The sequence below is a fragment of the Streptomyces sp. NPDC001796 genome, from assembly GCF_042892355.1.
In the GTDB taxonomy this organism is placed as follows: Bacteria; Actinomycetota; Actinomycetes; order Streptomycetales; family Streptomycetaceae; genus Streptomyces.
In genome coordinates this window covers 191,341-217,840 of record NZ_JBIAUC010000008.1, presented here as the reverse complement: position 1 = coordinate 217,840, position 26,500 = coordinate 191,341, and the positions used below count along the sequence as shown (strand labels likewise).

The following is a 26,500-nucleotide window of genomic DNA, read 5'->3' as shown; positions in this document are numbered from 1 at the left end:
CACCCCGGAACAGGGTCGGCCCCCGGTGGCGTGATCACGGCCCGGTGGCAGGTCACCTCGCCTCGAAGGCGGAGTCACACCCACCCGGTTGCGGCCAGCACCTCCCGCGCGATGTCGACGACGTCACGCCCGTCGGTGGCCAACCGCACGGTGTCGACGGGCGCCCGAGCGTCCAGCAGTCGCGCCTTGTACGCGCTGGTGCGCAACTCCTGCTCCAGCTCCGACCCCAGTTCACGGCCCTTCAGCCGGAGGGCGATCGTGTCGTCGGCCGCGGTCAGCAGCACACGGACGAGCCGCGCCCGCGGGCCCATCGCCCGCCGGAACATGCCCGCGGACTCGTCGAGCACGCTGACCGTGTTGGTGTAGACGAGCCGCCGATGTCCGAGCGAGGCGTAGTTCCGCCACACGGCGGTGAGGTTGCGTTCGGTGATCCCGGCGCGGTGGGGATCACCGTCCGGCGCCGGGTGCACCTGTCCCATGAAGTCGCCGTCGATCACGGCGTGGGCGACTCCGGCGGCCCTCAGCCGTGCCGAGACCTCCCAGCCCACCGTCGTCTTGCCGACACCGGCGCGTCCACCGATGAGCAGCGCCTCCGCGTGATCCATCGCCCTCACTCCCCGGCTGCCGCGAGGAACGGGCTCGGGTGTCGCACGGCGCGCACCGCCCTGCGGAGCACCGTCACCGGATCACCTTCGTGGTAGGGCCGCTCCGAGGACTCGATGCCGTCGAGGAACTCCTGATAGCGGATGGCGTACATGAGATGGGCGAGCGGCTCGGCGAGACGGAGGGCGCGGGACGGGGCGCTTCCCGGCGCGTGCGCCGCCCAGGCGGCGGTCCAGGCCCGGGCCGCCGCAGGCCGGGCCGCCTCGGGGAGGTGGTCGATGGCGCGCAGGCCGTCCACCACCGGATTGCCCCAGTAGGCGTCCGCGAAGTCCAGAACGACCGGACGGCCGCCGTCACTGCGCCAGTTGCCCGGATGGAAGTCGCCGTGCACCACCGTGTCGGGCAGACCGCAGTCCTCCAGCTGCCGCCAGCGGTCCGCCAGGTCCCGCACGGCCTGCCTCTCCCCACCGTCCAGCTCCGCCCCGGCCGGCCCGTCGAGCAGCGCCTGCCCCCGGGCCGCGAGCACCGGGGTGCGCCAGTCCCGCAGCACGACGGGGCGGCTGCGCGCGAGCGCGGCCTGGGCCGCCACGAACCGTTGCATCGCCGCCGTCGCCGTATCGGCGGACGCCCCCCAGCAGTCCTTGCCGGGCACGTGCTCCATCAGTATCCGCCGCTCGCCCCGGCCGACGACCGTCGGCGCCAGCCCGGCGTCCACCCGCGCGAACGCGTCGGCGACGGCCGCCTCGTCGGCGGCGAAGCGCGGCGTCGCCTTGAGCCAGACGGGCCCGGACGCGGTGGGCAGCCGGAACAACCCTGCCAGATTCCAGGTCCGTCGCTGCTCGACGCGGCCCGTGACGGGGCGGCCCGCCGCCCGGAGCGTGCCGAGGCCCCAGTCGAGCAGTTCCCGCAGGCCGTCCACACGCGCCCACGGCATTCGCAGTGCCGCGTCCGCCACCAACAGGCCCTTCGGAGCGGCCCGTTGAGCGAGCAGCCCGGCCGCCGGGCGCTCCCACGCCTCCACGTGGTAGGTCGCGTGGCCGTCCCGTCCGCCTTCACCGCCGTCCACCGTCAGCAGCCGCAGCACCATCACCGGGACCCGGAGCAACTCCTCCAGCCGCCCGACGACCTGCTCGACCTCCGACCACCAGGGAACGTCCACGGGAAACGGTCCCGTGACGCCGAGGACGTCCTCGCCGGACGTCACCCACGCACTGACGGTTCGACCCATGGCGCCAGTGTGCGGCTCGCGAGGGGACCCGGGCGAACGGTTATTCCGCTGGGTCATGAGGCCGGTCCGCGGCTGCGCCCTCGACCACGACTCCGGTGTCCGGGCCGTGCCGACGATCAACGGCGAGATGATCATCCATGAGCCCGAGGCACACATGGCCCGGCTCAGGCCGTAAGTCCGCGGGCCCGTCTGAAGCGGGCCAGGCCGTCGGACAGGTCGACGATCGGATCCGGGTAGGCTCCGCACGCGGCCCGTTCCCGGCCCCGCAGGCGCCATGGTTCATGCACCGCCGGCCCGTGGAGCCCGGCGAGTTCGGGGACCCAGCGGCGCACGTACGCGCCGTCAGGGTCGTGCCGCCTGGCCTGGACGAGGGGGTTCAGGACCCGGTTGGGCCGGGTGTCGGTGCCCGTTCCGGCCATCCACTGCCAGTTCAGCTGGTTGTTGGCGACATCGCCGTCGACCAGCAGCCGCAGGAAGTGGCGCGCTCCCACACGCCAGTCGACGTACAGCGTCTTGGTGAGGAAACTCGCGGCCAGCAGCCGGGCCCGGCCCGGCATCCACCCCTCGTGCCGCAGCTGCCGCATCGCCGCGTCGATGGCCGGATAGCCCGTACGGCCCTCCCGCCACGCCTCGACGTCCGCGCGCGCCGCGCGCTCGGACCGCCAGCGGTCCCCTCGCGTCCGGTAGTCGGCGGTGGCCGCGTCCGGCCGCGCTGCGAGCACCTGACGGTGGAAGTCGCGCCACGCCAGCTGTCGTACGAAGGCATCGGCGCCCGGGCCGCCCGCCTGCCGCACCCGGTGGACGACCTCGACGGGGGAGAGGGTGCCGAAGTGCAGATGCGGTGACAGACGGGAGGTGGCGTCGCCCGCCAGGTCGTCCTGCCGGTCCCCGTAAGCGGCGAGGCCGCCGCGCAGCCACGCCGTGAGCCGCTTCCTGGCCTCCGTCTCGCCACCGGCGGGCAGCCCTGCCGAGACCGCAGCACGACCTTCGCGTACGGGCAGTTCCTCCGATCCGGCGGTGTCCGGCACCCGCACGGCACGCGGCGCGCCCGACGTGTCGCGCAGCCGCTGCCCGGTCCACCGCCGGAAGTACGGGGTGAAGACGGCGAAGTGGTCGGAGGCGGCCGGGGCCACCGTACCCGGCGGCACGACCGCGTTGACGGTGTCGTGCACCCACAGCCGGCACCCCTGGGCCGCCAGCTCCCGGCGCAGCCGCGCCTCGCGTCTCTGCGCGTAGGCGCTGACGTCCGCCGCCAGATGAACGTCGGCCGCGTCCGTCTCGGTGACCACCCGGCACACCTCGTCGACCACGTCCCCGGACCGGACGACGAGACGCCCGCCCCGGGCGCGCAGCCCCGCGTCGAGGTCGCGCAGGCAGTCGGCGAGGAACGCCAGCCGGTTGGGAACGGCGAATCCGGCGGCAGCCACTCCCCGGTCCCGCACGAAGAGCGGCACCACCTGTCCGGGGCGGGTCAGGGCGGCCCGCAGCGGCGGGTGGTCGTGCAGACGCAGGTCGGAGGTGAACAGGACGACCGAGACGTGCATGACGTGAACTCCGGGGGAGAGGGTGCCGGCCGCGGTCCGCTCGCCGTCGGCGCGGGCATCACGGGGCGGGCCGGGGCTGGGCCGGACCGGTGCGCGGCGTCCGGGCGGCGGCCCGCGCGATGCCTCGCGCCATGCCTCCGAACACGAGGGAGTGGAAGGGGGAGACTCCCCACCAGTAGGCGTGACCGAGCAGCCCGTGCGGATGGAACAGGGCCCGCTGGCGGTACCGGGTCCGCCCGTGCTCGTCCTGTTCGGCGTACAGCTCCAGCCAGGCGAGGCCCGGCAGCCGCATCTCCGCCCGCAGGCGCAGCAGATGCCCGGGTTCGATCTCCTCCACCCGCCAGAAGTCCAGCGAGTCCCCGACCCGCAACCGCTGCGCGTCGCGTCGTCCCCGGCGCAGCCCGACCCCTCCGACCAGCCGGTCGAGCCAGCCCCGTGCCGCCCAGGCCAGAGGGAAGGAATACCAGCCGTTCTCGCCGCCGATGCCCTCGACGACGCGCCACAGGGCCTCGTGCGAGGCGTCGACGACGAGTTCGCGCCGGTCCGTGTAGAGGCTGCCGCCCGCCCAGCCGGGATCGGTCGGCAGCGGGTCGCTCGGCGCCCCCGGCGGCGAGGCGGACGACCAGCGCGTGGTGACCTGCGCGTCGCGCACGCGCCGCAGGGCCAGCCGGACCGCCTCGTCGAAACCGATCGGACCTGACGCGGGGGCGGGAACGTAGCGCTCGATGTCGCGGTCGCGGCAGACGACCTCATGGCGCAGCGACTCGGTGAGCGGCCGTGCGATCGACGGGGGAACGGGAGTCACCAGGCCGATCCAGAGACTCGAAAGGCGCGGGGTGAGGACGGGAACGGAGACGATGCGCCGGCGCGGAAGGCCCGCGAGAGCCGAGTACCTGAGCATCATGTCCCGGTACGTCAGCACCTCCGGCCCTCCGATGTCGAAGGCGCGGCTGATGTCGTGCGGCATCGTCGCGCTGCCGACCAGGAACCGCAGTACGTCCCGCACCGCGATCGGCTGGATCCGGGTGCCGACCCAGCGCGGGGTGACCATGACGGGCAGGCGCTCGGTGAGATAGCGCAGCATCTCGAAGGAGGCCGACCCCGAGCCGATGATGACGGCGGCCCGCAGTACCGTGGTCGGAACGCCGGAGCCCAGCAGGATGCGGCCGACCTCGGCGCGCGACCGCAGGTGCGGGGACAGCTCGCGCTCGGGCACGTCCGCCGGGGTGAGACCGCCCAGATAGACGATGCGCCGCACACCCGCGGCCCGGGCCTGCTCCCCGAAGATCCGCGCAGCGGTGCGATCCGTCTCCTCGAAGCCGCGGCCCGTGCCCAGTGCGTGCACCAGGTAGTACGCGACGTCCATACCGCGCAGCGCGTCGGCGACGGGCCGGGCCCGCATGACGTCTCCGGCCACCACCTCGACCTCGGCCGCCCACGGGTGGCCGCTCACCTTCTCCGGGGAACGGGCCAGGCAGCGCACCTGGTGCCCAGCCGCCAGCAGTTCCGGGACGAGGCGGCCGCCGATGTATCCCGTGGCGCCGGTCACCAGGCAGCGCAGCCCCGGCCCGGCACGGCCTCCGTTCATCCGCCTCGCTCCCTCTTGTCGGAGTTCTTTCAGCGATCACTTCCACAGAACGAGTGCTTCCGGACGCGGCGAAGGGATGTTTTGCGCGAGGGAGACATATCGGCGTCCCTTCCGGGCAGGCGAAATGCAGGAAGTTGTCGGTACGAGTCGATGATCGATGCTGGAGGTGTCGACCCCCATGGGCGCGAAGGTGCTGGAGCGGTTTCCTGCCGGAGCTCCGCGCGGATCGTGGCCGGCGGAGGAGTACGCGGCGCGGCGCCGCGCCGACGGTGAGCCCGCCAAAGTGGTCATGGACCTGAAGTCGGACGCGTTCCTCGTGGTGGTCCCGGGCAGGGACCGCGACGAGAACTGAGCGGACGCGTCACCCGGGGCGGGACACCCCCGAACCCGGCGACGCCGCAAGGCCCGGCGACGGACCGCCTGCGGTCGGCATCCCGTCCCGGGCCTGCACCGGCGCGACTTCCGGAGCAGGCCCCAGTTCCCGCCCCTTGCGGACGAACGCCTCGTACAGCTCCTGAGCGGCCCTCGGCACCGACTCCGCCCGGCGCCGCCGCAGCATCAGCAGCACTCGGGTGGTGGTGTCGTCGGCGAGCGGCCGGCAGGTGATCAGGCCCTGGCGTTCCAGTGGGTCCCCGATCACACTGAAGTCGGGCAGCACCGTCGCGCCGAGCCCCTGCGCCACCATCAGCTTGCCCAGCTCCGCGCCGTCCGTCGAGTAGGAGAAGGACGAAGCCCGTTCCCCGAGGAGCCGGTGCACGTACCGGTGCATCACGTAGCCGGAGCGCATGGCGATGAACGGCTCGGTCAGCAGGTCCGCGACCGGAACGGCCGGCAGGGCCGCCAGTGGGTTGTCCGGGCGCAGGCACACCACCGGCCGCCCTCGGAGCAGTTCCAGGCTGTCGAATCCGGCCGGCATGTCGTCGCCGTCGAGGTGGTTCACCAGACCCAGGTCGAAGCCGCCCTCCAGCAGGCCCCGATGGATGTCGGTCTGCTGCGCGGCGACCACCTCCACTTGCGTCAGCGGATGCCTGGCGCGGAACTCCCGCATCACCGGGATGAGCAGCGGCACGGTCGCCGCGTTCACCGTGCCGAGTCGCACTGTCCGGCTGATGCGGTGCTGCTCGCCCGCCGCTGTCCGCAACCGGTCCACCGCGTCCAGCACATTGACGATGTGCGGCAGCAGTTCCCGTCCCTCGGCGCTCATCGTGGCACCGGACCGCTTTCGCTCCAGCAGGTCGACGCCGAGTTCGCGCTCCAGATTCCGCACCGTCTCGCTCAACGCGGGCTGCGACAGGCGCAGTTCCTCGGCCGCCCGGCGCAGCGAACCCAATCGGACCACGGCCGTGATGTATTCGAGCTGTTCCGTTCGCATCGCCGCAGAATGCGGGTTCCACCGGAAGTCGTTCAAGGGTTTCCCTGTCACACCTTCGTGAAATTCAATGGTCCGCGATGCGAGAACGGTCGGGTTTTCCTTGACTGCCGCATCCGGCTGCTGCCACGATCGATGGCATGACGATGCGACTGGACCTCACGCGGCGGCGCCACGTCGATCTGGCGCGCGTCTCCAGCGCCTCCTGTTGCCCCGCGGCCTGATCCGCCTCCGGATCCGCCGCACCCGCTTCCTCCCGCACCGCACCTGCCCGACGGGCCGAGGTGCGCGGTGCTTTTCCCTCAGGGCCTGAATTCGGGGCACTGCCATGCCGTGAATTCGGGGTTCCCGCCCATTCCGCGGACCATCCGCGACACCGCGACCATCCGCAACAGGAGTTCCGCATGCCCGCAGCGCCCGTGAAATTCGCCTATTGGGTCCCCAACGTCAGCGGGGGACTCGTCACCAGCACGATCGAGCAGCGCACCGACTGGGGTTACGACTACAACCGCGAACTCGCGGTCCTGGCCGAGAACAACGGCTTCGAGTACGCGCTCAGCCAGGTGCGCTACATGGCCAGCTACGGCGCCGAGTACCAGCACGAGTCGACCAGTTTCAGCCTCGCTCTGCTGCTGGCCACCCAGCGGCTGAAGGTCATCGCCGCCGTCCACCCCGGCCTGTGGCACCCGGGCGTTCTCGCCAAGCTCGGCGCCACCGCAGACCACCTCTCGGGCGGACGGTTCGCCGTGAACGTCGTCTCCGGCTGGTTCAAGGGCGAGTTCACCGCGCTCGGCGAGCCCTGGCTGGAGCACGACGAACGCTACCGCCGCTCCGAGGAGTTCATCACCGCCCTGCGGAAGATCTGGACCGAGGACCACGCCGAACTCGCCGGCGACTTCTACCGGTTGCGCGACTTCTCTCTCAAGCCCAAGCCCCTCAACACCCCCGAGCGCCGGCACCCGGAGATCTTCCAGGGCGGCAACTCCACCGCCGCCCGGCAGATGGCCGGCCGGGTCTCCGACTGGTACTTCTCCAACGGCAGGGACTTCGACGGGGTCGTCGAGCAGATCGGCGACGTGCGGGCTGCCGCCGCTCAAGTTGGCCGGAGGGTACCGAAGTTCGGGCTGAACGGCTTCCTCATCGCCCGCGACACCGAGGCCGAGGCACACAGCACTCTGCGCGAGATCGTCGCCAAGGCCGACACCGAGGCCGTCGAGGGTTTCGGCGCCGCGGTGAAGCAGGCCGGGCAGTCCACTGCCGACGGCAAGGGCATGTGGCAGGACTCCGCCTTCGAGGACCTGGTCCAGTACAACGACGGCTTCCGAACAGGCCTCATCGGCACTCCGGAACAGATCGCCGAGCGCATCGTCGCCTACAAGAAGCTCGGCGTGGACCTCTTCCTGCTCGGATTCCTGCACTACCACGAGGAGGTCGAGTACTTCGGCAAGCGCGTGCTGCCCCTCGTGCGCGAACTCGAGGCCGAACTGCCCGAGAGCGATTCCGCCTCCGTGACCGTCCGAGCCTGACCGCCCCCGTCTTCCGCACGCACAGCGAGAAAGAGGTCATCGCAGCGTGAGCACCGCCACACCCACCGACTGGACCACCCGCCCCGCCCCGACCACCGCCCAGGAGTGGATCGCCCGCGCCGCCGAGGTCGCCGCCGTCCTCGCCACCGACGCCGCCGAACGCGACCGCGCCGGCGCCACCCCCTACGCCGAGGTCCGCCTGCTGAAGGACTCCGGCCTGGTCACCCTGCTAGGCCCCACCGAGCACGGTGGCGCGGGCCAGTACTGGCCCACCGCCTACCGTGTCGTCCGCGAGGTCGCCAAGGCCGACGGCTCCATCGGCCAGCTCCTCGGCTACCACTACCTGTGGTTCTGGGCCGCCCGTCTGGTCGGCACCCGCGAGCAGTGGGAGCACGTCGAGGCCGAGGCCAGCCGCAACCGCTGGTTCTTCGGCGGCGCCGTCAATCCCCGCGACAAGGACGTGGTCGTCACCGAGGACGGCGACGACCTCGTCTTCACGGGTCGCAAGTCCTTCTCCACCGGCAGCAAGGTCTCCGACGTCACCGTCCTTGAGGGCGTCCTGGAGGGCACCGACCAGCACGTCTTCGCGATCGTGCCCTCCGCCAGCGAGGGTCTGACCTTCCACGACGACTGGGACAACATCGGCCAGCGGCTCACCGAGAGCGGCAGCGTCACCCTGGACGGGGTGCGCACGCCGTGGTCCTCTGCGGCCGGTTACGTGGACAAGGAGTTCCGGCCGCGCGTCTACAACACGCTCAACGTCCCCACCATCCAGCTCGTCTTCGTCAACTTCTACCTCGGCATCGCTGCCGGCGCGCTGGAGACGGCCGCCGCCTACACCCGCACCAAGGCGCGGTCCTGGCTGCACGGCGGCCACGGACGCGCGGTCGACGAGCCGCACGTCGTCGACACCTACGGCGACCTCACCGCGAAGCTGTGGGCGGTCGAGGCGCTCGCCGACGCCGTCGCCGCAGAGGGTCAGAAGCTGCACGACGACCCCGACGCCGTCACCGAACAGGCCCGCGGCGAGTTCGAGGTGCGGGTGGCGGCGGTCAAGGCGCGCGCCACCGACGTCGCGCTGGAGATCTCCAGCCGCATCTTCGAGGTCACCGGTGCCCGGTCCACGTCCACCGCCGAGGGCCTGGACCGCTTCTGGCGCAACGTCCGTACACACACGCTGCACGACCCCGTCGCCTACAAGCGGCGCGAGGTCGGCCGTTGGGTCCTCGAAGGCGAACTGCCCGAGCCCACCTGGTACTCCTGACCGCTCGACCGACGGGGCGCCTCCCGCACGGTGGCGCCCCCTCTCGACAAAGCCTCCCGAAAGAGGACCCCATGGCCACCGTCCTGTCCGTCTCCGGCAGCCCCTCCGTCTCCTCGCGCACCAACCGCCTGCTGCGCCATCTGGACCAGCGCCTGACCGCGCAGGGCCACGAGGTGGTCCCGCTCGACGTGCGTACCATTGCCGCCGAGGCCCTGCTCGGCGCGGACTTCCGCCACCCCGCCATCGTCGAGGCGACCGAGCTGTTCGCCCGCGCCGACGGAGTCGTCGTCGGCACCCCCGTCTACAAGGCCTCCTACTCCGGTGTCCTCAAGGCACTGCTCGACCTGCTCCCGCAGTACGCGCTCACCGGCAAGACCGTGCTGCCCCTGGCCACCGGCGGCAGCACCGCCCATGTCCTGGCCATCGACTACGCCCTCCGGCCAGTCCTCAACTCCATGGGGGCAGCCCATATCGTCCAGGGCTGGTTCACCCTCGACAAGGACATCACCGTCCAGGAGGACGGCTCCCTCGTCATCGCGCCGGCCGCCACCGAGGCGCTCCTGCAGGTGGTCGACCAGTTCTCGGCGGCCCTCGGGCACACTCCTGTCCTGGCGGCGGCGGGATGACCACCGCCCATGTGATCGCCGACGACTCCGAGGCCCTCGCCGTGGCAGCCGCCCTGGCCGACGACTTCCGGGCCGGGGCGTCCCAGCGCGACGCCGACCGCACCCTGCCGCGTGAGGAGCTGGACAGGCTCTCCGCGTCCGGGCTGCTGGCCGTCACCGTGCCCGCCGAGCACGGTGGCACCGACGTCACCGCGGGGACCCTCGCGGAGATCTTCCGGCTGCTCGCCACGGCCGACGGCAGCCTCGCCCAGATCCCGCAGAGCCACTTCGCCTACGTCAACGTGATCCGCCGCCAGGGGACACCGCAGCAGCAGAAGTTCTTCTTCGCCGAGCTGCTCGCCGGCCGCCGCTTCGGCAACGCCCAGTCCGAGGCGGGTACGAAGCACGTCCAGGACATCCGCACCCGCCTGGAGCCCCTGCCCGACGGCTCGTACCTTCTGAACGGCGTCAAGCACTACTCCACAGGCGCCCTGTTCGCCGACTGGATCCCCGTGCTGGCCCGAGACGACAACGGCCACCTGCAGGTCGCCTTCGTACCGAGCGACGCCCCCGGGCTGACGGTGATCGACGACTGGGACGGCATGGGTCAGCGTACGACCGCCAGCGGCACCGTCCGCCTGGTGGGCGTGCCGGTGCCCGCCGACCGGGTCTTCCCGCACCACCTCACCTTTCGGGGACCCCAACTCCACGGCGCGTTCGCGCAGTTGCTGCATGCGGCCATCGATGCGGGGATCGCGGCCGGCGCCCTGGCCGAGGCCGCCGAGTTCGTACGGACGAAGAGTCGCCCCTGGTTCGAGAGCGGGGCCGAGACCGCCGTCGAGGACCCGCTGCTGATCCAGCGGTTCGGCGAACTCGCCCTCCAGGTGCGGACCGCGGAGGCACTGCTGCGCGAGGCGGCCCGCGCGGCGGACAGGGCCCGCGCCGGCCTCACCGACGACTCGGCGGCCGAGGCGTCGATCGCCGTGGCCGCCGCGAAGGTGCGGGCCGCGCAGGCCGCCGTGGAGGTGGCGGGCGCCCTGTTCGAGGTGGCCGGCACCCGCTCGGCACTGAACTCCCTCAATCTCCACCGGCACTGGCGCGACGCCCGCACCCACACCCTGCACGACCCGGCCCGCTGGAAGATCCAGCACATCGGCCGGTACGTGCTGAACGGCACGCGGCCGCCCCGCCACGGCCTGCTCTGACGAACACTCGCTGATCGGAGACCCACGTGTCCCTCACCTTCCACTGGTTCCTGCCCACCAACGGCGACAGCCGCCATGTGGTCGGCGGCGGCCACGGCACCCCGGCGACCGTCTCCGGGCGGGACCGGCCGCCGACGGTCGCCTACCTCACCCAGATCGCCCGCGCCGCCGAGGACCTCGGCTTCGTCGGAGCGCTCACCCCGACCGGCGCCTGGTGCGAGGACGCGTGGCTGACCACCGCGATGGTCAGCCAGAACACCGAGCGCCTGAAGTTCCTGGTCGCCTTCCGCCCCGGCTTCGTCTCGCCGACCCTCGCCGCGCAGATGGCCTCCACCTTCCAGCGGCAAACGGGTGGACGGCTCCTCCTCAACGTCGTCACCGGCGGCGAGAGCCACGAGCAGCGCGCCTACGGGGACTTCCTGGACAAGGACGCCCGCTACCGGCGCACCGGCGAGTTCCTGCAGATCGTGCGCGGGTTGTGGGAGGGCAAGACCGTCGACCTGCACGGCGAGCACCTCCAGGTCGAGGACGCCAAGCTGGCCCGGGTGCCCGACCCGGTACCCGAGGTCTACTTCGGCGGGTCGTCGCCCGTCGCGGGGGAGATCGCGGCCCGGCACGTCGACGTCTACCTCACGTGGGGGGAGCCGCCGGCGCAGGTCGCCGAAAAAGTCGCCTGGATCAGGTCGCTCGCCGCGAAGGAGGGCCGGACCCTGCGGTTCGGCATCCGGCTGCACGTGATCAGCCGCGACACCTCCGAGCAGGCGTGGGCCGAGGCCGACCGGCTGCTCGACGGCTTCGACCCCGAGACCGTGGCGTCCGTCCAGGCCGGGCTCGCCCGCAGCGAGTCCGAGGGGCAGCGGCGGATGCTCGCGCTGCACGGCGGGAGCAGGGACGGCCTGGAGATCCACCCCAACCTGTGGGCGGGGATCGGACTGGTGCGCGGCGGCGCCGGAACGGCGCTGGTCGGCAGCCACCAGGAGGTCGCCGAACGGATCAAGGAGTACGCCGCGCTGGGCATCGAGGAGTTCGTGCTGTCCGGCTATCCGCATCTGGAGGAGGCGTACTGGTTCGGGGAGGGGGTGTTGCCGAGGCTGGCGGCGGAAGGGCTGTGGCGGCATCCGTCCGGGGCTCGGGACGCCCTCACGTCACAGGTGCCCTTCGCGAGCTGAACCCAGGGCCGCCAGGTGGTCGAGGTGCGCCCGGCGCGACTCCGCCGTCTGGCCCTGCACCAGCAGGAACATCCCCTCGCGGGCGAGCCGTTGGGCCGTGCTCGTCAGCATCATCGCGCGGCCCCCGCCGGTCACCACCGCCGCCGTGGTGGCCGCGCGCAGCACCTCGTACGCCTGCGTCCTGAGCGCCAGCCGCTCCTGCAGGCGTTCGTGCGGGGCCGCCTGGTCGGCCAGGGCGTAGGCCCGGCCCCTCACCTCGCCGAGCCGGGCCCGCAGGGGCGCTGCGGTGTCGTCGTCCAGCAGACCGAGCGCCGCCTGAGCCACACCGAACACCGCCGGTGAGGTGTTCACCGTCTTCGGTCGGTCGGCGGCCGCCCACCGCTCGTACGGAGTCCGCAGCGCCACCGCATCCTCCGGCAGCCACAGCCCGTCCAGTTCCAGCGAGACCGTGCGCGCCGCGGTGAGCGCCGCCAGCCGCAACGGCGCCGACGCCCGCAGCCCCGGCTGGTCGCCCGCCTCGGTGAAGGCGAACAGCGCCTCGCCGGCGTCGGTCACCCCGGCGAGCAGCATCACGTCGTTCAGGCCCCACCCGGTGTACCAGGGCACGGTCCCGTCGAACCGCCAGCCGCCCCGCTCCCGCCTGACCCGCACCGGGACGCGCGGATGCGACCGCAGATGGGCGTACGCCACCCCCGACAGCAGCTCCCCGCGCGCCAGTGGGCCGAGCAGCCGCTCCCGCACGGGCAGTTCGCTCTGCGCCAGCGTCAGCACCGGTGTGTGGTGCTGGGTCTGCACGAACCACGTCGAGCAGCACGCCCCCGCCAGGATCTCGGCGGTCTCCCGGGCCACCGCGGCGGGTGCGCCCGAGCCGCCGTACTCCACCGGTGCGCTCACCCCGAGCAACCCCGACCGCTTGACGGCCTCGATATGGCTCAGGGGCACGCCCTCCTGGTCGACACGCTCCGCCTGCGGTGCCAGGACGTCGGCGGCGAGCTGTCGGGCACGGGCGACGAGAGGGTGCGCTGTGGTGGTCATGAGGAAGATTGTCCGACGCGTGCGCGCCGGGTTTGCGTACGACGCCGCGCAGCGCCGCCGAGTCACGCGGGCACAGGTCCTCGGATTTCACCGGGTGGACGTCTCCCCTCCTGACGACCGGCCATCTGTCGTGATGTCATGCACCTGACTACATGCACCTGGCCACCTGACCAACTGGCCACCTGCCCTCGACCGAAGGGTCACCTCATGCGAACCCCCCACGCCCTGCTCGCGACGGCCACCGTGCTGGCCGCCGCGACCGTGGCCTCTCCGTCCCACGCGGCCGCCGCGCTTCCCGCCACCGGTGCCTACTACGTCCAGAGCGCCACGACCGGGCTCAACGCGGCCGACCACGGGGGAGCCGTCGAACAGCACAACCCCAAGGGCAACGAGGACCACCAGCAGTGGAACCTCAGAGCGAGCGGATCCTCGTACGTCCTGGAAAGCACCGACACCGCGGGGAGCTGCCTCGGCCGCTCGGGCGACCAGGCCCGCACCTTGGCCTGCGCGAGCGCCGACGCGGCCTGGGACATCACACAGGCAGGAGACGATCAGTACGCACTCAAGGCGCCCGGGACCGACCGCTATCTGACCGTGGCCGCCAAGGCCTCCGGCGCCGACTACCCCGCCCAGCTCGCCATCGGCTCCGCGAGCGGCCTCGCCTCCTGGTACCTCACCCCGGTCACCTCGCCCACCAGCCCGATGCCGCCCGCCGATCAGCGCACCCTCGACCAGGTCACCTTCCTCACCGCGCACAACGCCTACGCCAACGGAGTCGACGGCGGCTTCGCCCCGCCCTTCGTCAACCTCGTACCCAACCAGACGCGCGGGATCAACCAGCAACTCGCCGACGGCGTCCGCGGCTTCATGCTGGACATCCACCAGACCCCCGACGGAGCGATCCTCTGCCACAACAGCTGCACCCTGGTCAGCAGTCCGGTCTCCCTGTGGGTGGACGTCCAGCGGATGGTGGACTTCCTCAAGGCCCAACCCGATCAGTTCATCACCGTCTTCCTCGAGGACTACGTCGACCCGGGCGTCCTGCGCGGTGAACTGGCCCGGGTGAGCGGCCTGTCCGACGTGCTCTACCGGCCCGACCGGACCGGAGTGAAGCAGAACGGCTGGCCGAAGGTGGCCGACCTGATCGCCGCCGACCACCGACTGCTGATCTTCACCGACCACAGCCGCGCCTCGGACGAGGCGGCCGGGCTCACCCGTGACAGCTTCGGCGTGATGTACCAGAAGGACTGGACCGTCGAGAACTACTGGTCCATGGGCTCGGGCATCGGCTCCTCCGACTGGTCCTGCTACAGCCGCTGGTACGACGCGAACACGAACATCCCGCTGACCCGCACCGAACCCGGCTTCCGTCCGCTGTTCGTCATGAACCACTTCCGTGACGCGACGATCACGTCCACGGCGCGCACGGACAACACCAAACTCACCGACCGCGCCCAGCGGTTCTGCCAGCCGGCCGCCCGCAAGAAGCCCAACTACCTGGCCGTGGACCGCTACGACCTCGGCGACCCGGCCGCCGCCGTCAGCACCCTGAACACGTACACGTATCCCTAAAGGGCGTGCGCCGGACCCCCGGGGTATGTGCATGATCCACCCATGACCTCACAGACGATCACCGCGGATGTCGCGGGCACCTGGAAACTCGGCGACCTGCCCGTCCACCGCATCGGCTTCGGCGCGATGCGGCTGACGGGCAGTGCCGCCTTCCACCTCGGAACGCCGAGCGACCGCGAGCAGTCGATCGCCGTGGTGCGCAAGGCGATCGAGCTCGGTGTCAACCACATCGACACGGCCGCCTTCTACTTCTCGTCGCTGCGCTCAGCGAACGAGATCATCAACAGCGCGCTGGCGCCGTACGCGGACGACCTGGTCATCGCCACGAAGGTGGGCCCGTTCCGCGACTACTCGGGGGAGTGGGGTACATGGGCCCGCCCGGACCAGCTGCGCGGCCATGTCGAGGAGAACCTGCGCCAGCTCGGCCGCGACCACCTGGACATGGTCTACCTGCGCAGGTCGCAGCAGCGGTGGGACTCGATCGCCGAGCATTTCGGCGCTCTCGCCGAGCTGCGTGAGGCGGGCCTGATCCGCCATCTGGGCATCTCCGGAGTCGAACCCCGCCACCTGGCGGAGGCACAGGCGATCGCGCCGGTGGTGAGCGTACAGAACAAGTACGGGCTTCACGAGTTCGATCCGGACACGGACGAACTCCTGCGGATCTGCGGCGAACAGGGCATCGCCTTCGTTCCGTTCTTCGCCATCGCGGGCAAGGGCGCCGAGCGTGGCCCGTCCGGTGACCAGGTGGACGAGGTCGACGCCATCGCGCGGGCCCACGGCGCCACACCCGCCCAGGTCCGTCTGGCGTGGACGCTCCAGCAGGGTGCGCACGTCCTGGCCATCCCGGGCACCGGCAACCCCGACCACCTGGTGGAGAACGTGGCGGCGGGCGCGCTGCGCCTGACCTCTGAGGAGATGTCCCGTCTCGACGCGCTGCACCGAGAGGGAGAGTGAACGTCGGTACTCTGCTGGGCCGTTGTCGTTCGTCGAGCGGGAGCCGGGGCCCTGGTGACAAGCGGGCGACGGCATCGCATCCTGTGCTCATGCCAGAGCATCAGCACTCTTTCGACGGGAAGAACCGGGACCTGACCATCGCAGACCTCAAGGAGTTCATCGAGACCGCCGGCAAGTGCGGCGCAGCCGACAAGCGCACGGTGTACGTGGAGACTTCGGGCCGCAAGCTCCGGAGGATCTGGATCGACTTGTCGTCCACCAACTGATCGGCGCAGACCCCGCCCCGGCCATGCCGCCGGGGCACCGCGCCGGCGGCAGGAGCGGCCGGCGGGGGAGTGCCGTCGCCGTCCGCCGTCTCACGGCGCCGAGGACCGCACCGGCTGCGTGGCGTCGGCGAACGTCCGCGGAGCCAGCCGGGCGGCGGCGTAGGTGCACAGGCTCAGCCAGCACAGGGCGAGCAGCCAGCCGCCCAGGACGTCGGAGAACCAGTGCACCCCCAGATACACACGGGTCAGGCCGACCGAGGCGCCCCAGGTGAGCACGACGGCCATGAAACCCGCTCTGCCGCGCGGGGCACGGACGAGGATCGCGAGCGCCAGCAGCCCGGCGGTGAGCGCGGCCGTCGTCGTATGGCCCGAGGGGAACGACCAGCCCGAGGCGTGCGTGACCCAGTCCGCGCGCTCCGGGCGCGGACGCGCGGCCAGCGACATCACCCCGTACCGCACGGTCTGGCCCGCGGCCAGGCAGGCGACACAGGCAGCGGCGGCGAGAACGCCGCGGCGCGCCGTGCGGCCCATCACGACACCTGCCACGGCGGCCAGGAGGTAGGGAGTGAATCCCGTTCCCGTGTACGTCACCGCGCGCGCCACGGCGACCGCGATGGGCGGACGGTGGGCGAGCGACCAGTGCAGCAGGTCCGTGTCGCCGAACAGCGGGGCGCCGCCGCGCCCGGTCACGGTCAGCGCCAGCAGCACGAACGCCGCCAGGGCGCCGAGCGCCGTGGAACCGGCGAGGTCGGCCGTGTCCGCCCGCCTCACGACCGCGGCCCGGGTGCGGGGGTCGGGTACAGCGGCGGGGTGCGCGGTACGGCGCCCATGGGAGTGAGCCCCTCTCATAATGGACGTGCGGACCCGGCTCGGCCGGACCCGCGAAGACTACACTTCTGTAGACGGTCTACAGGGATGTAGACGAAAACCGGGGTGAGGAAGGTTCCATGGCCGAAGCGAAGGACGAGCGCCGCCCGGCGGGCGAGCTGGAAGCGAGCGTCATGGCCGCCCTGTGGGCCGCGGACGCCCCCCGGACCCCGGGCCAGGTGCAGCAGAGCCTCGGTGCCGGCCTCGCCCGTACGACGGTCACGACGATCCTGTCCCGGCTGCACGAGAAGGGCGTCGTCGACCGCCGCCGCCAGGGCCGCGGCTACGCCTATTTCCCCGTCCAGGACGCCCACGGGCTCACCGCCCGGCGCATGCACACCGAACTGGACCGGGACAGCGACCGGCATACCGTGCTGGCCCGCTTCGTCGCCCAGCTCAGCGAAGACGACGAGCGCGTCCTGCGGGACCTGCTGGAATCCGGTGAGCAGTGACCTTCCTGCTGCTCCTGCCGCTCGCACTGCCGTTCGTGATGCCCCCGCTGGCGCGGCGCGCCCTGGACCGGCTCGCGCCCCGGGCCGCACTGTGGGTGGTGACCTGCTGCACGGTCGTCCTCGCGTGCTGCTCCCTGACCGCGCTGGGCGCCTTCGTGCTCACCGGGCTGCTGAAGCTGCCGCTGTTCGCCGCGCTCGGTGAACTGGTTCGCCCGCTGCGCGCCGGATCGGACCTGTTCGTCGTGCCGGCGGCGGCGTTCTCGGTCGGTGGGCTCGCCGTGTGCCTGTGGACCCTGTGCCGTACCGTGCTGCGGCAGGCCCGGGCGTTCCGCGCCGCCACCAGCGAGGCGGACCGTCGCACCACCGCGGGCGACCTGTGCGTGATCGACTCCCCGCGCCCGGACGCGTACGCGCTGCCCGGGCGGCCGCACCGGATCGTCGTCACCACCGGGATGCTGCGCAGCCTCGACCCCGACGAGCGCGAGGCGCTCTTCGCCCATGAGCGCGCCCACAACGCGGCCGGGCACCACTACTTCCTCGCGGTCGCCGAACTGGCCGCGCTCTGTCACCCCGGGCTGCGGTCCGTGGCGCCGGTCATCCGGCTCGCGGTCGAGCGCGCCGCCGACGAGGCCGCCGCCGCCGTGGTCGGCGACCGGCGGCTGACCGCCCGGGCGATCGGCCGCGCCGCCCTCGCCACCCGTACCGCCCCCGACGAACGGCCCGCCTTCGCGCCCGCCGCGACCGCCGGGCCCGTGCCCCAACGGGTCGCCGCCCTCCTGACCGCCCCGCGCACCCCGCAGCGGGCCGCCCGCTGGATCGCCGCGCTCCTCGTCGCCTGCGCCGCCGTGTCCGCCTGTGCCTCGGCGACCGGCGTCATGGGTTTCCACCACGAAGTCGAGGTCGCCCAGGGCGAAGAGGCGCGCTGAAACCGCGCCGCTGCTGAGTGCACCGCGGGTGGCGCAGCCCACACCGGCGCGCTCGGCGGCATGCCGTACGCTACGTGTTACGTATAACGCCAAACGCCCTGTGGTCCCGCGCCGCACGCCGCACCCGGAAGGCCCCATGAGACGCATCGCCCTGGTCACCCTCGTCGTCGACGACTACGACACCGCGATCCGCTTCTACACCGACGCCCTGGGGTTCCGGCTCGTGGCCGACGAGCCACGCGGCGACGGGTCCCGATGGGTCGTGGTCGATCCCGGAGCAGAAGGCCACGGCACGGGGCTGCTGCTCGCCCGGGCCAAGGACGAGGCACAGCGCGGCCGGGTCGGTGACCAGACCGGCGGGCGCGTGGGCTTCTTCCTGCACACCGACGACTTCGCCCGCGACCACGCCCGGATGACCGCCGCCGGCGTCACCTTCGTGGAGGAGCCGCGACACGAGCCGTACGGCACGGTCGCCGTCTTCCAGGACCTGTACGGCAACCGCTGGGACCTGCTCCAGCCCGCCGAGTAGTCCCCCCGGCCGATCCCCCTGAAGAACAACCCGTCGAGGAACCACCGCACATGACCGCCCCGCGCATCGACACCGACACTCTCCGCCGCCTGCCCAAGGCCGTCCTGCACGACCACCTCGACGGCGGCCTGCGCCCCGCGACCGTCGTCGAGCTCGCCCGGGAGGTCGGGCACACCCTGCCCACCACCGACCCCGGAGAACTGGCCGCCTGGTACTACGACGCCGCCAACTCCGGCGACCTGGTGCGCTACATAGCCACCTTCGAGCACACCCTCGCGGTGATGCAGAACCGCGAGGGCCTGCTGCGCACCGCCGAGGAGTACGTCCTCGACCTCGCCGGGGACGGCGTCGTCTACGGCGAGGTGCGCTACGCCCCCGAGCTGATGGTCAAGGGCGGGCTGACCCTGAACGAGGTCGTCGAGACCGTCCAGGAGGGGCTCGCGGCCGGCATGGCGAAGGCGGCGGCCGCCGGTACCCCGGTGCGCGTCGGCACGCTGCTGTGCGGCATGCGCATGTTCGACCGGACCCGTGAGATCGCCGACCTGGCCGTCGCCTACCGGGACGCCGGTGTCCTCGGCTTCGACATCGCCGGCGCCGAGGACGGCTTCCCGCCCGCCGACCACCTGGCCGCCTTCGAGCACCTGCGCCGCGAGAGCGTCCCCTTCACCATCCACGCCGGCGAGGCGCACGGCCTGCCCAGCATCCACCAGGCCCTGCAGGTCTGCGGCGCCCAGCGCATCGGCCACGGCGTCCGCATCACGGAGGACATCGTGGACGGAAAGCTCGGCCGCCTGGCCGGCTGGGTGCGCGACCGCCGTGTCGCCCTGGAGATGTGCCCGACCTCCAACCTCCAGACCGGCGCCGCCACCTCGATCGCCGAGCACCCCATCACCGCCCTGAAGGACCTCGGTTTCCGGGTCACCCTCAACACCGACAACCGTCTGGTCTCCGGCACGACGATGACCCGGGAGATGTCCCTGCTGGTCGAAGAGGCGGGCTGGACCCTCGAGGACCTGCGCACCGTCACGGTGAACGCGATCAAGAGCGCGTTCATCCCGTTCGACGAGCGCAACGCCCTCATCCGGGACGTGGTCCTGCCCGGTTACGAGGCCGCGCTCTGAAGCAGCCCCCGTACGTAGGCGGCCTGTCCGACGTGCTGCAGATCGTCGGACAGGACGCTCACCAGCCGTACGCCGAGACTGACCGGCGGGTCCCAGCGTTCGTCGACGATGCGCTCGAGGTCCTTGGCGGCCAGCTCCCGCAGGGCCTGAACCGTCTGCTCGTGCACGGCGTCGTAGTACCCGGTCAGCAGGTCACCGGTGTCGACCCGGACCTTGGCGACCTTCGCGGGGCTGTGCCCGTACCCGGTGTCGTGGCGCGGCAGATCGAGGCCGAAACGCTTCTCCCAGCCCTGTGACAGCCACACCTGGTCGCGGTCGAAGGCGTCGGCGACATGGTCGTCCTGGACGCGGGTGAGGTGCCAGACGAGCCAGGCGACGGAGTTGGTGTCGGCGGTTGGCCGGGCGTTGAGGTCGTCCGGATCCAGGCCGTCGACGGCGGCGTGGACTTCTTCCTGGATGCGGCCGTAACCGTCGATGAGGATGTCCTTGGCATGCATGGCTCCACCATCGCGCATCGCCGCCCGTCATGCGTGCGCAGCCGGCTCGCGTCCCCGTCACGGAGGTGGTGACGCCAGGCCCTCGACATCGAGCAGGGTGATCAGCGCCCGGGCCGCCGGCCCGGTGGCCCGCTCGGGTGGCAGCAGGGCGACGGTCTCGTACTCCGGCCCGGCCGCGGTCTTGAGGGGGAGCGCGGTCAGCGAGGGACGCTTGTGCCGGAAGTGCCGGGGTACGACGGCGATGCCCAGGTTCTCGTCGACCAGGTCGAGGAGGCTGTGCACGTCGTTGACCTCCAGGGCCACCGTGCGCCGTATGCCCGCCGCGGAGAACGCCGCGTCGGTGGTGCGGCGCGGCCCCCAGTCCGGATGGAAGTCCACGAAGACCTCCCCGCCCAGATCCTCAGGCGTGAGCACCGCTCCGCGCGACGCCAGACGGTGGTCCGGATGACACAGCACCGTCATCGACTCGCTGGTCAGCGACACGGACCGCAGCTGGTCGGTGTCCGCCTGCGGGCGGTAGGCGAAGGCCAGGTCCAGCCGTCCGGCGGCGACCTCCTCGGCCAGCACGCCCGAACCCGCCTGCCGCAGCCGGATCTCCACATCCGGGTGACGCCGCCGGAACGCCGCGAGCAGCCCGGCCACATGCACTCCCGGGATGCACTGCTCGGTGCCGAGCGCCAGCGTGCCGCGCAGGACGCCCTGCACCGCGGCCACCGCCTCGTGCGCCGCCCTGACCTGTGCCAGGATCCGCTCAGCCTCGCCGAGCAGGGCGCGCCCGGCCTCCGTCAGGGTCACCCGGCGGGTGGTGCGCACGAACAGCGGGGCCCGCAGCTCCCGCTCCAGCGCCCGGATCGACGCCGACAGGCCCGACTGGGACACCATGAGGCGTTCCGCTGCCCGGGTGAAGTGCTGGTCCTCGGCGACCGCGACGAAGTGCTGGAGGTGGCGCAGTTCCATGATTGAGAAGCGTATCCGCTGAATTCCATCGGATTCTTCTGTTGGACCACTGCCCGCAGGCAGGGCGAGAGTGGTGACCGGTTCCCCGGAACCGCTCACCCGTGCGCCAACCCCACTGGAGTCGCGTTGTACACCGCCCATCCCGACCGCTACGAGGCCATGCCCTACCGCCGCACCGGACGCAGCGGCCTGCAGCTGCCCGCGCTGTCGCTCGGCCTGTGGCACAACTTCGGCCCGGACCGCCCGGTCGCCACCCAACGCGCCATCCTGCGCCGCGCCTTCGACCTCGGTGTCACGCACTTCGACCTGGCCAACAACTACGGCCCGCCGCCCGGCGCCGCCGAGTCCGCGCTCGGCGAGGCGCTGAAGGCGGACTTCGCGCCGTACCGCGACGAGCTGGTCATCTCCACCAAGGCCGGGTATCTGATGTGGCCCGGGCCGTACGGCGAGTGGGGCTCGCGCAAGTACCTGCTGTCGTCGCTCGACCAGAGCCTGAAGCGGCTGGACCTGGACTACGTCGACATCTTCTACTCGCACCGCCCGGACCCCGACACTCCGCTGGAGGAGACGATGGGCGCCCTGCACTCGGCGGTCCAGCAGGGCAAGGCGCTCTACGTCGGCGTCTCGAACTACTCCCCGGAGCAGACCCGTGAGGCCGCCCGCATCCTCGGCGAGCTGGGCACCCCGCTGCTGATCCACCAGCCCCGCTACTCGATGCTGGACCGCCGTCCCGAGGACGACGGGCTGCTGGACACCCTGGACGAACTCCAGGTCGGTTCCATCGCCTACTCGCCGCTGGAGCAGGGCCTGCTCACCGCCCGCTACCTCGACGGCATCCCGGAGGACTCGCGCGCGGCGAGCGACAGCCCGTTCCTCGACTCCGACGCGGTCACCGAGGAGCTGGTGGGCAGGCTGCGCGCCCTCGACGACATCGCCAAGTCCCGCGGCCAGTCCCTGGCCCAGATGGCCCTGGCCTGGGTGCTGCGCGGCGGCCGGGTCACGTCCGCCCTGGTCGGCGCGAGCAGCCCGCAGCAGCTGGAGGACAGTGTCGCGGCGATCGGCAACCTCGACTTCGACGCGGAGGAACTGGCGCGGATCGACGCGCTCGTCCAACAGTGAGGTGACCACGAGGCGCCCGGCGGCAGGTGTCACCCTGCCGCCGCGGCCACACGGCCGTCCGGCGATCAAGCCGTGGGGTTCCCCTAGCTCCCGGAGCCGGGCGCCGGCCTCCGGCCGAGCACGTGTCCGAGGACTCCCGGGGCGCGGCGCCAGGCCCGCCCGGAGGCCTCGTCTCCTCGGGCAACTGCCGCTGAGCGTCGACGCCGGGTACCCCCGCATCCCGTTTCCCAATCGCCCCGGTGCCGCGGCAGCCCCTGCGGTTGAGGGGCCGTTCCGCATGTCCAAGACTGGGAAGGTACGGGCAATCGACTACGGCGGGCGACGCGGCCGTGTCGGCCGCGGACGGGTGGTTCACCGTGACGATCTCACCCTTCGGGTCAGGAGACCCGTTCTCCGAACTCTTCAACCGCTTCTTCGGCATGAGCCCGGCGACCTCACCGCCGGCCGTCCAACGCGTCCCCATCGGACGACTCCTCAGCGACTCCGCGCACGAGTTGCTCGCCACCGCCGGCACACGGGCGGCCGAGGACGGGTCCGATCTCGACACCGTCCATCTGCTGTGGGCCGCGACCCAGGTGCCGGCCGCGCGCCAGGCGCTGGAGCAGGCGGGCGCCGATCCTGACAAGCTCGCCGGCGACCTGCGGGAATCCCTGCCCTCCGGGACCGGCACCGGTGAGCCCGCGCTGACACCGGCGGCCAAACGCGCCCTGCTCGCGGCGCACGCCCGCTCCCAGGCGGCCGGCGCCTCCTACATCGGCCCCGAGCACATCCTCGCCGCGCTCCTGGACGATCCGCGCTCCCCGCTGGGCCGGACCCTGAGGGCCGAGGGAGCCACGCCGGGCGCACTCGGCGGCGCGCCCCGGCAGGGACGGGACACGGGCGGGCACCCCGACACACCGACGCTCGACGAGTACGGGCGCGACCTCACCGACGAGGCACGCGCCGGACACCTCGACCCGGTGGTCGGCCGGGCGGCCGAGATCGAGCAGACCATCGAGGTCCTCTCCCGCCGCACGAAGAACAACCCGGTGCTGATCGGCGACCCGGGCGTCGGCAAGACCGCGATCGTCGAAGGGCTGGCCCAGCGCATCGTCGCGGGGGAGGTCCCCAAGGCGCTGAAGGACCGCCGCGTGGTCGCCCTCGACCTCGCCGGGCTCGTGGCCGGGTCGCAGTACCGGGGCCAGTTCGAGGAGCGGCTGAAGAAGGTCATCGACGAGGTCACGGGAGCCGAGAAGAGCGTCGTCCTCTTCATCGACGAACTGCACACGGTCGTAGGCGCCGGCGGCACCGGCGAGGGCTCCATGGACGCGGGCAACATCCTCAAGCCCGCCCTCGCCCGCGGCGACCTCAGTGTGGTGGGCGCCACCACGATCGACGAGTACCGCAAGCACATCGAGAAGGACGCCGCGCTGGAGCGCCGCTTCCAGCCCGTCATGGTGCCCGAACCCACCGTCGAGGAGACGGTGGAGATCCTGCGCGGGCTGCGCGACGCCTACGAGGCCCACCACCAGGTCCGGTACACCGACGAGGCGCTGGACGCCGCGGCGGCCCTCTCCGACCGCTACATCAGCGACCGCTTCCTGCCCGACAAGGCCATCGACCTCATGGACCAGGCCGGGGCCCGGGTCGGACTGCGCAGCGTGGGGGACTCCGCGGAGGCCGCGGACCTCGAGGACCGGCTCACCCGGCTGCGCCGGGAGAAGGACGAGGCGGTCAGCACCGAGGACTTCGAGCGCGCGAGCCGACTCAAGCGGGAGATCACGGAGTTGGAGGGCCGGCTGGCCTCGATCGGCGAGGGTGGAGCACCCACGCCCAGCGTCACCCCCGACGACATCGCCGAAGTCCTCTCCGCCCGCACCGGTATTCCGGTCTCCCAGCTCACCGAGACCGAACGCGACCGGCTGATGAAGCTGGAGGAGGTCCTGCACGAGCGGGTCGTCGGCCAGGACGACGCGGTCACGGCCGTGGCCCAGGCCGTGCGCCGCGGCCGGGCCGGCATGGGCGACCCCAACCGGCCCACCGGCAGCTTCCTCTTCCTCGGCCCCACCGGCGTCGGCAAGACGGAACTCGCCAAGGCGCTCGCGGACCTGCTCTTCGGCGACCCGGACCGCATGATCCGCTTCGACATGAGCGAGTTCCAGGAGAAGCACACCGTCTCCCGGCTCATCGGCTCCCCGCCCGGCTACGTCGGCTACGAGGAGGCCGGCCAGCTCACCGAGGCGGTGCGCCGCAAGCCGTACAGCGTCGTGCTGTTCGACGAGGTGGAGAAGGCCCACCGCGACGTGTTCAACCTGCTGCTGCAGGTCCTGGACGACGGACGGCTCACCGACGCGCAGGGACGCACGGTCGACTTCCGCAACACCGTCGTCATCATGACCAGCAACATCGCCTCCAAGCACATCCTCGACCACCATGGCGACATCGACGAGATCAGGGACGACCTGATGGCGGAACTCCAGGCGCACTTCCGCCCGGAGTTCCTCAACCGGATCGACGAGGTCATCGTCTTCCACGCCCTGGGCCGCCGGGACCTGGTGCGGATCGTCGACCTGCTCCTGGACGGCAGCCGGCGCCGGCTGCACGCCCAGCAGATCGGCCTGGAGGTCACGGAGACGGCCAAGGAGTGGCTGGCGAACCGCGGCTACCAGCCGGAGTACGGGGCGCGGCCGCTGCGCCGCACCATCCAGACCGAACTCGACAACCGGCTGTCGAACATGCTGCTCGACGGCACGCTCAACCCGGGTGACACCGTCGTCGTCGACGTCGTGGACGGTGAACTGAGCCTGAGCCTCCAGGCGAAGGCGGCGGCCCAGGAACAGGGAGCGCCGGGCGGCAGCCTGCAGGACACCGAGGAGGAGCCTCCGAGCTGGCCCGGACCCATTTCCTAGCGCCGCGAGCCCGGCCTGATCCAAACGAAAGACCCCTAACCCGCCGCGCCCTCGGGGACGCGGTCCAGGAACCCGTGCACGCTGCGGATGCGCCCCTCGCCGTCCAGGGTGATCACGTCGGAGCCGGCGACGGGCGCCGAACCGTCCGCGTCGCTCACCAACTCCCAGGAGAAGCGGGCGAGGTCGTGGTGCCCGTCGACCGCGCCCGTGAGCCGGAAGGAGAACCCCGGGAACTGGGTGTGCGCGCCCGCGATCACGGCCGCGATCTGCTCGTGGCCGCTGACGTCGCCCAGCGGGTCGGTGTAGGTTCCGTCCGCGGCCCAGGCGGCGGCGACCGCCTTGGCCAGCGCCTGGTCGTCACGGGTGTTCCACGCCTCGAAGTAGCGGGCGACGGCGGACTCGTAGCGGTTGTTCTCTGCGGTCATGGCGATCAGCCTCCATCGAGGTCACATGCGCTGGTCAGGGGCCGGATCCCGGGGGGTGCCCGGTGGGATCCGACACCGCAACCATGCCCGGGCACACGTGGGGGCGTCGATTACCTCCCGGGTAAGCGTGAGCACACCGGGCGGAGGTGGCTCGTTTGCGCCAGAAGCGGCCGTGAATATGCCAGGAGACTGGCTGAAATCGCATGGTGACAGAGGGTCAGGAGTGGCGATACTCGAAGGAGCGGGTGACCCGGGTCACGATAGAAAGCGCTACCGCGCGGACAGCGGGACGCCCACGTGCACAGCGAGCGAACGCAAGGCACCACGGGCCGATCCGGCACCGAGCACCGCACGGGGGGAGCGATCGTGCACGACGAGTTCCTGTGCCATGTCACGGCATACGGCATCTGCGGAGGGAAACGGGTCGGCGTCCCCCTCGGCACCTACCGCGCACCGACCCTGGCCCTCGCCCTGTGGTGGATGCGCGACCGTGCCTCCTGGATCGCCGAACGGCTCGACCCGGACCCCGACAGCCCGCTGTTCCCGCCGAACTCCATCGTCCCCGTCGCCGACACGGTCCCGGACGTGCCGGCCGTCCTGCGCGCCTGGTGCAAGGACGTCGGGCAGCAGGAGAGGGTGGCGGAGGAGCTGGCGGCCGGACGGCTGGTCCGTGTCGCCGTCAGTGACGACACCACCGAGTACGAACTGCTCACCGAGTCCGTGGACGCGCTGCGGATGCAGCGGTTCGTGCCCGCGCTGTCCACCCCGGTGGCCTGACCGAAGGCCGGGGC

27 protein-coding genes are annotated in these 26,500 nt (G+C 71.9%); 17 read left to right on the top strand and 10 right to left on the bottom strand.

Translation table 11 applies throughout. The features are described from left to right. Positions 1-74 precede the first annotated feature (74 nt). The 4 genes from ACFYZE_RS19000 to ACFYZE_RS18985 form a co-directional block, all read right to left on the bottom strand. A complete protein-coding gene (locus ACFYZE_RS19000) occupies positions 75-605 on the bottom strand; it encodes a hypothetical protein (RefSeq protein ID WP_388994946.1) in 531 nt (176 codons plus the stop codon). A 5-nt stretch (positions 606-610) separates the two neighbouring features. Continuing rightward, a complete protein-coding gene (locus ACFYZE_RS18995; RefSeq protein ID WP_388994943.1) occupies positions 611-1,831 on the bottom strand; it encodes an aminoglycoside phosphotransferase family protein in 1,221 nt (406 codons plus the stop codon). A gap of 164 nt (positions 1,832-1,995) precedes the next feature. Continuing rightward, on the bottom strand, positions 1,996-3,375 hold the full coding sequence (locus tag ACFYZE_RS18990) for a cryptochrome/photolyase family protein (protein WP_388994940.1): 1,380 nt from the start codon (positions 3,373-3,375) through the stop codon (positions 1,996-1,998). A 58-nt stretch (positions 3,376-3,433) separates the two neighbouring features. After that, positions 3,434-4,963, bottom strand: coding sequence for an SDR family oxidoreductase (locus tag ACFYZE_RS18985; RefSeq protein WP_388994938.1), 1,530 nt, complete (start codon positions 4,961-4,963; stop codon positions 3,434-3,436). 157 nt (positions 4,964-5,120) lie between these two features. On the opposite strand from ACFYZE_RS18985, the gene ACFYZE_RS18980 reads away from it, so the two are divergent. Further along, positions 5,121-5,315 (top strand): hypothetical protein, encoded by a 195-nt coding sequence (locus tag ACFYZE_RS18980; protein WP_388994936.1) that lies wholly within the window; start codon positions 5,121-5,123, stop codon positions 5,313-5,315. Between the two features lie 9 nt (positions 5,316-5,324). Here the strand turns inward: ACFYZE_RS18980 and ACFYZE_RS18975 are convergent, their stop codons facing one another. Next, positions 5,325-6,335 carry a LysR family transcriptional regulator gene (locus ACFYZE_RS18975; protein ID WP_388994933.1) on the bottom strand — a complete coding sequence of 337 codons (1,011 nt, stop codon included), beginning with the start codon at positions 6,333-6,335 and terminating at the stop codon, positions 5,325-5,327. A gap of 137 nt (positions 6,336-6,472) precedes the next feature. Between ACFYZE_RS18975 and ACFYZE_RS18970 the strand changes: the two genes are divergently transcribed. From ACFYZE_RS18970 to ACFYZE_RS18945, 6 genes are all read left to right on the top strand, one after another. Continuing rightward, positions 6,473-6,556, top strand: coding sequence for a putative leader peptide (locus tag ACFYZE_RS18970; RefSeq protein WP_356947393.1), 84 nt, complete (start codon positions 6,473-6,475; stop codon positions 6,554-6,556). Between the two features lie 180 nt (positions 6,557-6,736). Then, the gene (sfnG, locus tag ACFYZE_RS18965) at positions 6,737-7,858 is read left to right on the top strand and encodes a dimethylsulfone monooxygenase SfnG (protein ID WP_388994930.1); all 1,122 of its coding nucleotides are present in this window, start codon (positions 6,737-6,739) and stop codon (positions 7,856-7,858) included. Positions 7,859-7,904: 46 nt separating this feature from the next. Continuing rightward, complete coding sequence (locus ACFYZE_RS18960; protein WP_388994927.1) at positions 7,905-9,122, top strand: acyl-CoA dehydrogenase family protein; 1,218 nt, start codon at positions 7,905-7,907, stop codon at positions 9,120-9,122. 71 nt (positions 9,123-9,193) lie between these two features. Further along, the gene (gene ssuE, locus ACFYZE_RS18955; RefSeq protein ID WP_388994924.1) at positions 9,194-9,748 is read left to right on the top strand and encodes an NADPH-dependent FMN reductase; all 555 of its coding nucleotides are present in this window, start codon (positions 9,194-9,196) and stop codon (positions 9,746-9,748) included. Beyond that, a complete protein-coding gene (locus ACFYZE_RS18950) occupies positions 9,745-10,932 on the top strand; it encodes an SfnB family sulfur acquisition oxidoreductase (RefSeq protein WP_388994921.1) in 1,188 nt (395 codons plus the stop codon). Before ssuE ends, ACFYZE_RS18950 begins: the two co-directional genes overlap by 4 nt. A 26-nt stretch (positions 10,933-10,958) precedes the next feature. Further along, positions 10,959-12,101 (top strand): LLM class flavin-dependent oxidoreductase, encoded by a 1,143-nt coding sequence (locus tag ACFYZE_RS18945; RefSeq protein WP_388994919.1) that lies wholly within the window; start codon positions 10,959-10,961, stop codon positions 12,099-12,101. Here ACFYZE_RS18945 and ACFYZE_RS18940 read toward each other — a convergent pair. Then, on the bottom strand, positions 12,078-13,136 hold the full coding sequence (locus tag ACFYZE_RS18940) for an acyl-CoA dehydrogenase family protein (RefSeq protein ID WP_388994916.1): 1,059 nt from the start codon (positions 13,134-13,136) through the stop codon (positions 12,078-12,080). The genes ACFYZE_RS18945 and ACFYZE_RS18940 overlap by 24 nt on opposite strands. A 207-nt stretch (positions 13,137-13,343) precedes the next feature. Here ACFYZE_RS18940 and ACFYZE_RS18935 point away from each other — a divergent pair, with 207 nt between their 5' ends. The 3 genes from ACFYZE_RS18935 (at position 13,344) to ACFYZE_RS18925 (ending at position 15,928) form a co-directional block, all read left to right on the top strand. Further along, complete coding sequence (locus ACFYZE_RS18935; RefSeq protein ID WP_388994913.1) at positions 13,344-14,708, top strand: phospholipase; 1,365 nt, start codon at positions 13,344-13,346, stop codon at positions 14,706-14,708. A 42-nt stretch (positions 14,709-14,750) separates the two neighbouring features. Next, positions 14,751-15,662 carry an aldo/keto reductase gene (locus ACFYZE_RS18930; RefSeq protein WP_388994911.1) on the top strand — a complete coding sequence of 304 codons (912 nt, stop codon included), beginning with the start codon at positions 14,751-14,753 and terminating at the stop codon, positions 15,660-15,662. Between the two features lie 89 nt (positions 15,663-15,751). After that, positions 15,752-15,928 carry a hypothetical protein gene (locus ACFYZE_RS18925; protein WP_388994908.1) on the top strand — a complete coding sequence of 59 codons (177 nt, stop codon included), beginning with the start codon at positions 15,752-15,754 and terminating at the stop codon, positions 15,926-15,928. A 90-nt stretch (positions 15,929-16,018) separates the two neighbouring features. On the opposite strand, the gene ACFYZE_RS18920 is transcribed toward ACFYZE_RS18925, so the two are convergent. Beyond that, positions 16,019-16,699 (bottom strand): phosphatase PAP2 family protein, encoded by a 681-nt coding sequence (locus ACFYZE_RS18920; RefSeq protein ID WP_388994905.1) that lies wholly within the window; start codon positions 16,697-16,699, stop codon positions 16,019-16,021. 176 nt (positions 16,700-16,875) lie between these two features. Between ACFYZE_RS18920 and ACFYZE_RS18915 the strand changes: the two genes are divergently transcribed. The 4 genes from ACFYZE_RS18915 to ACFYZE_RS18900 all read left to right on the top strand — a co-directional run bounded on the left by ACFYZE_RS18915 (position 16,876) and on the right by ACFYZE_RS18900 (position 19,823). Beyond that, positions 16,876-17,247 carry a BlaI/MecI/CopY family transcriptional regulator gene (locus ACFYZE_RS18915; RefSeq protein ID WP_388994902.1) on the top strand — a complete coding sequence of 124 codons (372 nt, stop codon included), beginning with the start codon at positions 16,876-16,878 and terminating at the stop codon, positions 17,245-17,247. Beyond that, the gene (locus ACFYZE_RS18910; RefSeq protein ID WP_388994899.1) at positions 17,244-18,173 is read left to right on the top strand and encodes a M48 family metalloprotease; all 930 of its coding nucleotides are present in this window, start codon (positions 17,244-17,246) and stop codon (positions 18,171-18,173) included. The genes ACFYZE_RS18915 and ACFYZE_RS18910 overlap by 4 nt, the downstream gene beginning before the upstream one ends. Before the next feature lie 136 nt (positions 18,174-18,309). Continuing rightward, positions 18,310-18,702 carry a VOC family protein gene (locus tag ACFYZE_RS18905; protein WP_388994896.1) on the top strand — a complete coding sequence of 131 codons (393 nt, stop codon included), beginning with the start codon at positions 18,310-18,312 and terminating at the stop codon, positions 18,700-18,702. A 50-nt stretch (positions 18,703-18,752) separates the two neighbouring features. After that, on the top strand, positions 18,753-19,823 hold the full coding sequence (locus ACFYZE_RS18900) for an adenosine deaminase (RefSeq protein ID WP_388994893.1): 1,071 nt from the start codon (positions 18,753-18,755) through the stop codon (positions 19,821-19,823). Here the strand turns inward: ACFYZE_RS18900 and ACFYZE_RS18895 are convergent. Both ACFYZE_RS18895 and ACFYZE_RS18890 read right to left on the bottom strand, forming a co-directional pair. Beyond that, positions 19,805-20,320, bottom strand: coding sequence for a DUF664 domain-containing protein (locus ACFYZE_RS18895; RefSeq protein ID WP_388994890.1), 516 nt, complete (start codon positions 20,318-20,320; stop codon positions 19,805-19,807). The two genes, ACFYZE_RS18900 and ACFYZE_RS18895, sit on opposite strands and share 19 nt — an antisense overlap. A gap of 57 nt (positions 20,321-20,377) precedes the next feature. Next, positions 20,378-21,277: a LysR family transcriptional regulator gene (locus ACFYZE_RS18890; RefSeq protein ID WP_388994887.1), complete on the bottom strand. Its 900-nt coding sequence runs from the start codon at positions 21,275-21,277 to the stop codon at positions 20,378-20,380. Between the two features lie 126 nt (positions 21,278-21,403). Between ACFYZE_RS18890 and mgrA the strand changes: the two genes are divergently transcribed. After that, a complete protein-coding gene (gene mgrA, locus ACFYZE_RS18885) occupies positions 21,404-22,396 on the top strand; it encodes an L-glyceraldehyde 3-phosphate reductase (RefSeq protein ID WP_388994884.1) in 993 nt (330 codons plus the stop codon). 356 nt (positions 22,397-22,752) lie between these two features. Beyond that, on the top strand, positions 22,753-25,284 hold the full coding sequence (locus tag ACFYZE_RS18880; RefSeq protein ID WP_388994882.1) for an ATP-dependent Clp protease ATP-binding subunit: 2,532 nt from the start codon (positions 22,753-22,755) through the stop codon (positions 25,282-25,284). 35 nt (positions 25,285-25,319) lie between these two features. Here the strand turns inward: ACFYZE_RS18880 and ACFYZE_RS18875 are convergent, their stop codons facing one another. Further along, positions 25,320-25,709: a nuclear transport factor 2 family protein gene (locus tag ACFYZE_RS18875; RefSeq protein ID WP_388994879.1), complete on the bottom strand. Its 390-nt coding sequence runs from the start codon at positions 25,707-25,709 to the stop codon at positions 25,320-25,322. 366 nt (positions 25,710-26,075) lie between these two features. Here ACFYZE_RS18875 and ACFYZE_RS18870 point away from each other — a divergent pair, with 366 nt between their 5' ends. After that, positions 26,076-26,486 carry a hypothetical protein gene (locus ACFYZE_RS18870; RefSeq protein ID WP_388994876.1) on the top strand — a complete coding sequence of 137 codons (411 nt, stop codon included), beginning with the start codon at positions 26,076-26,078 and terminating at the stop codon, positions 26,484-26,486. The last annotated feature ends 14 nt before the right edge of the window (positions 26,487-26,500 follow it).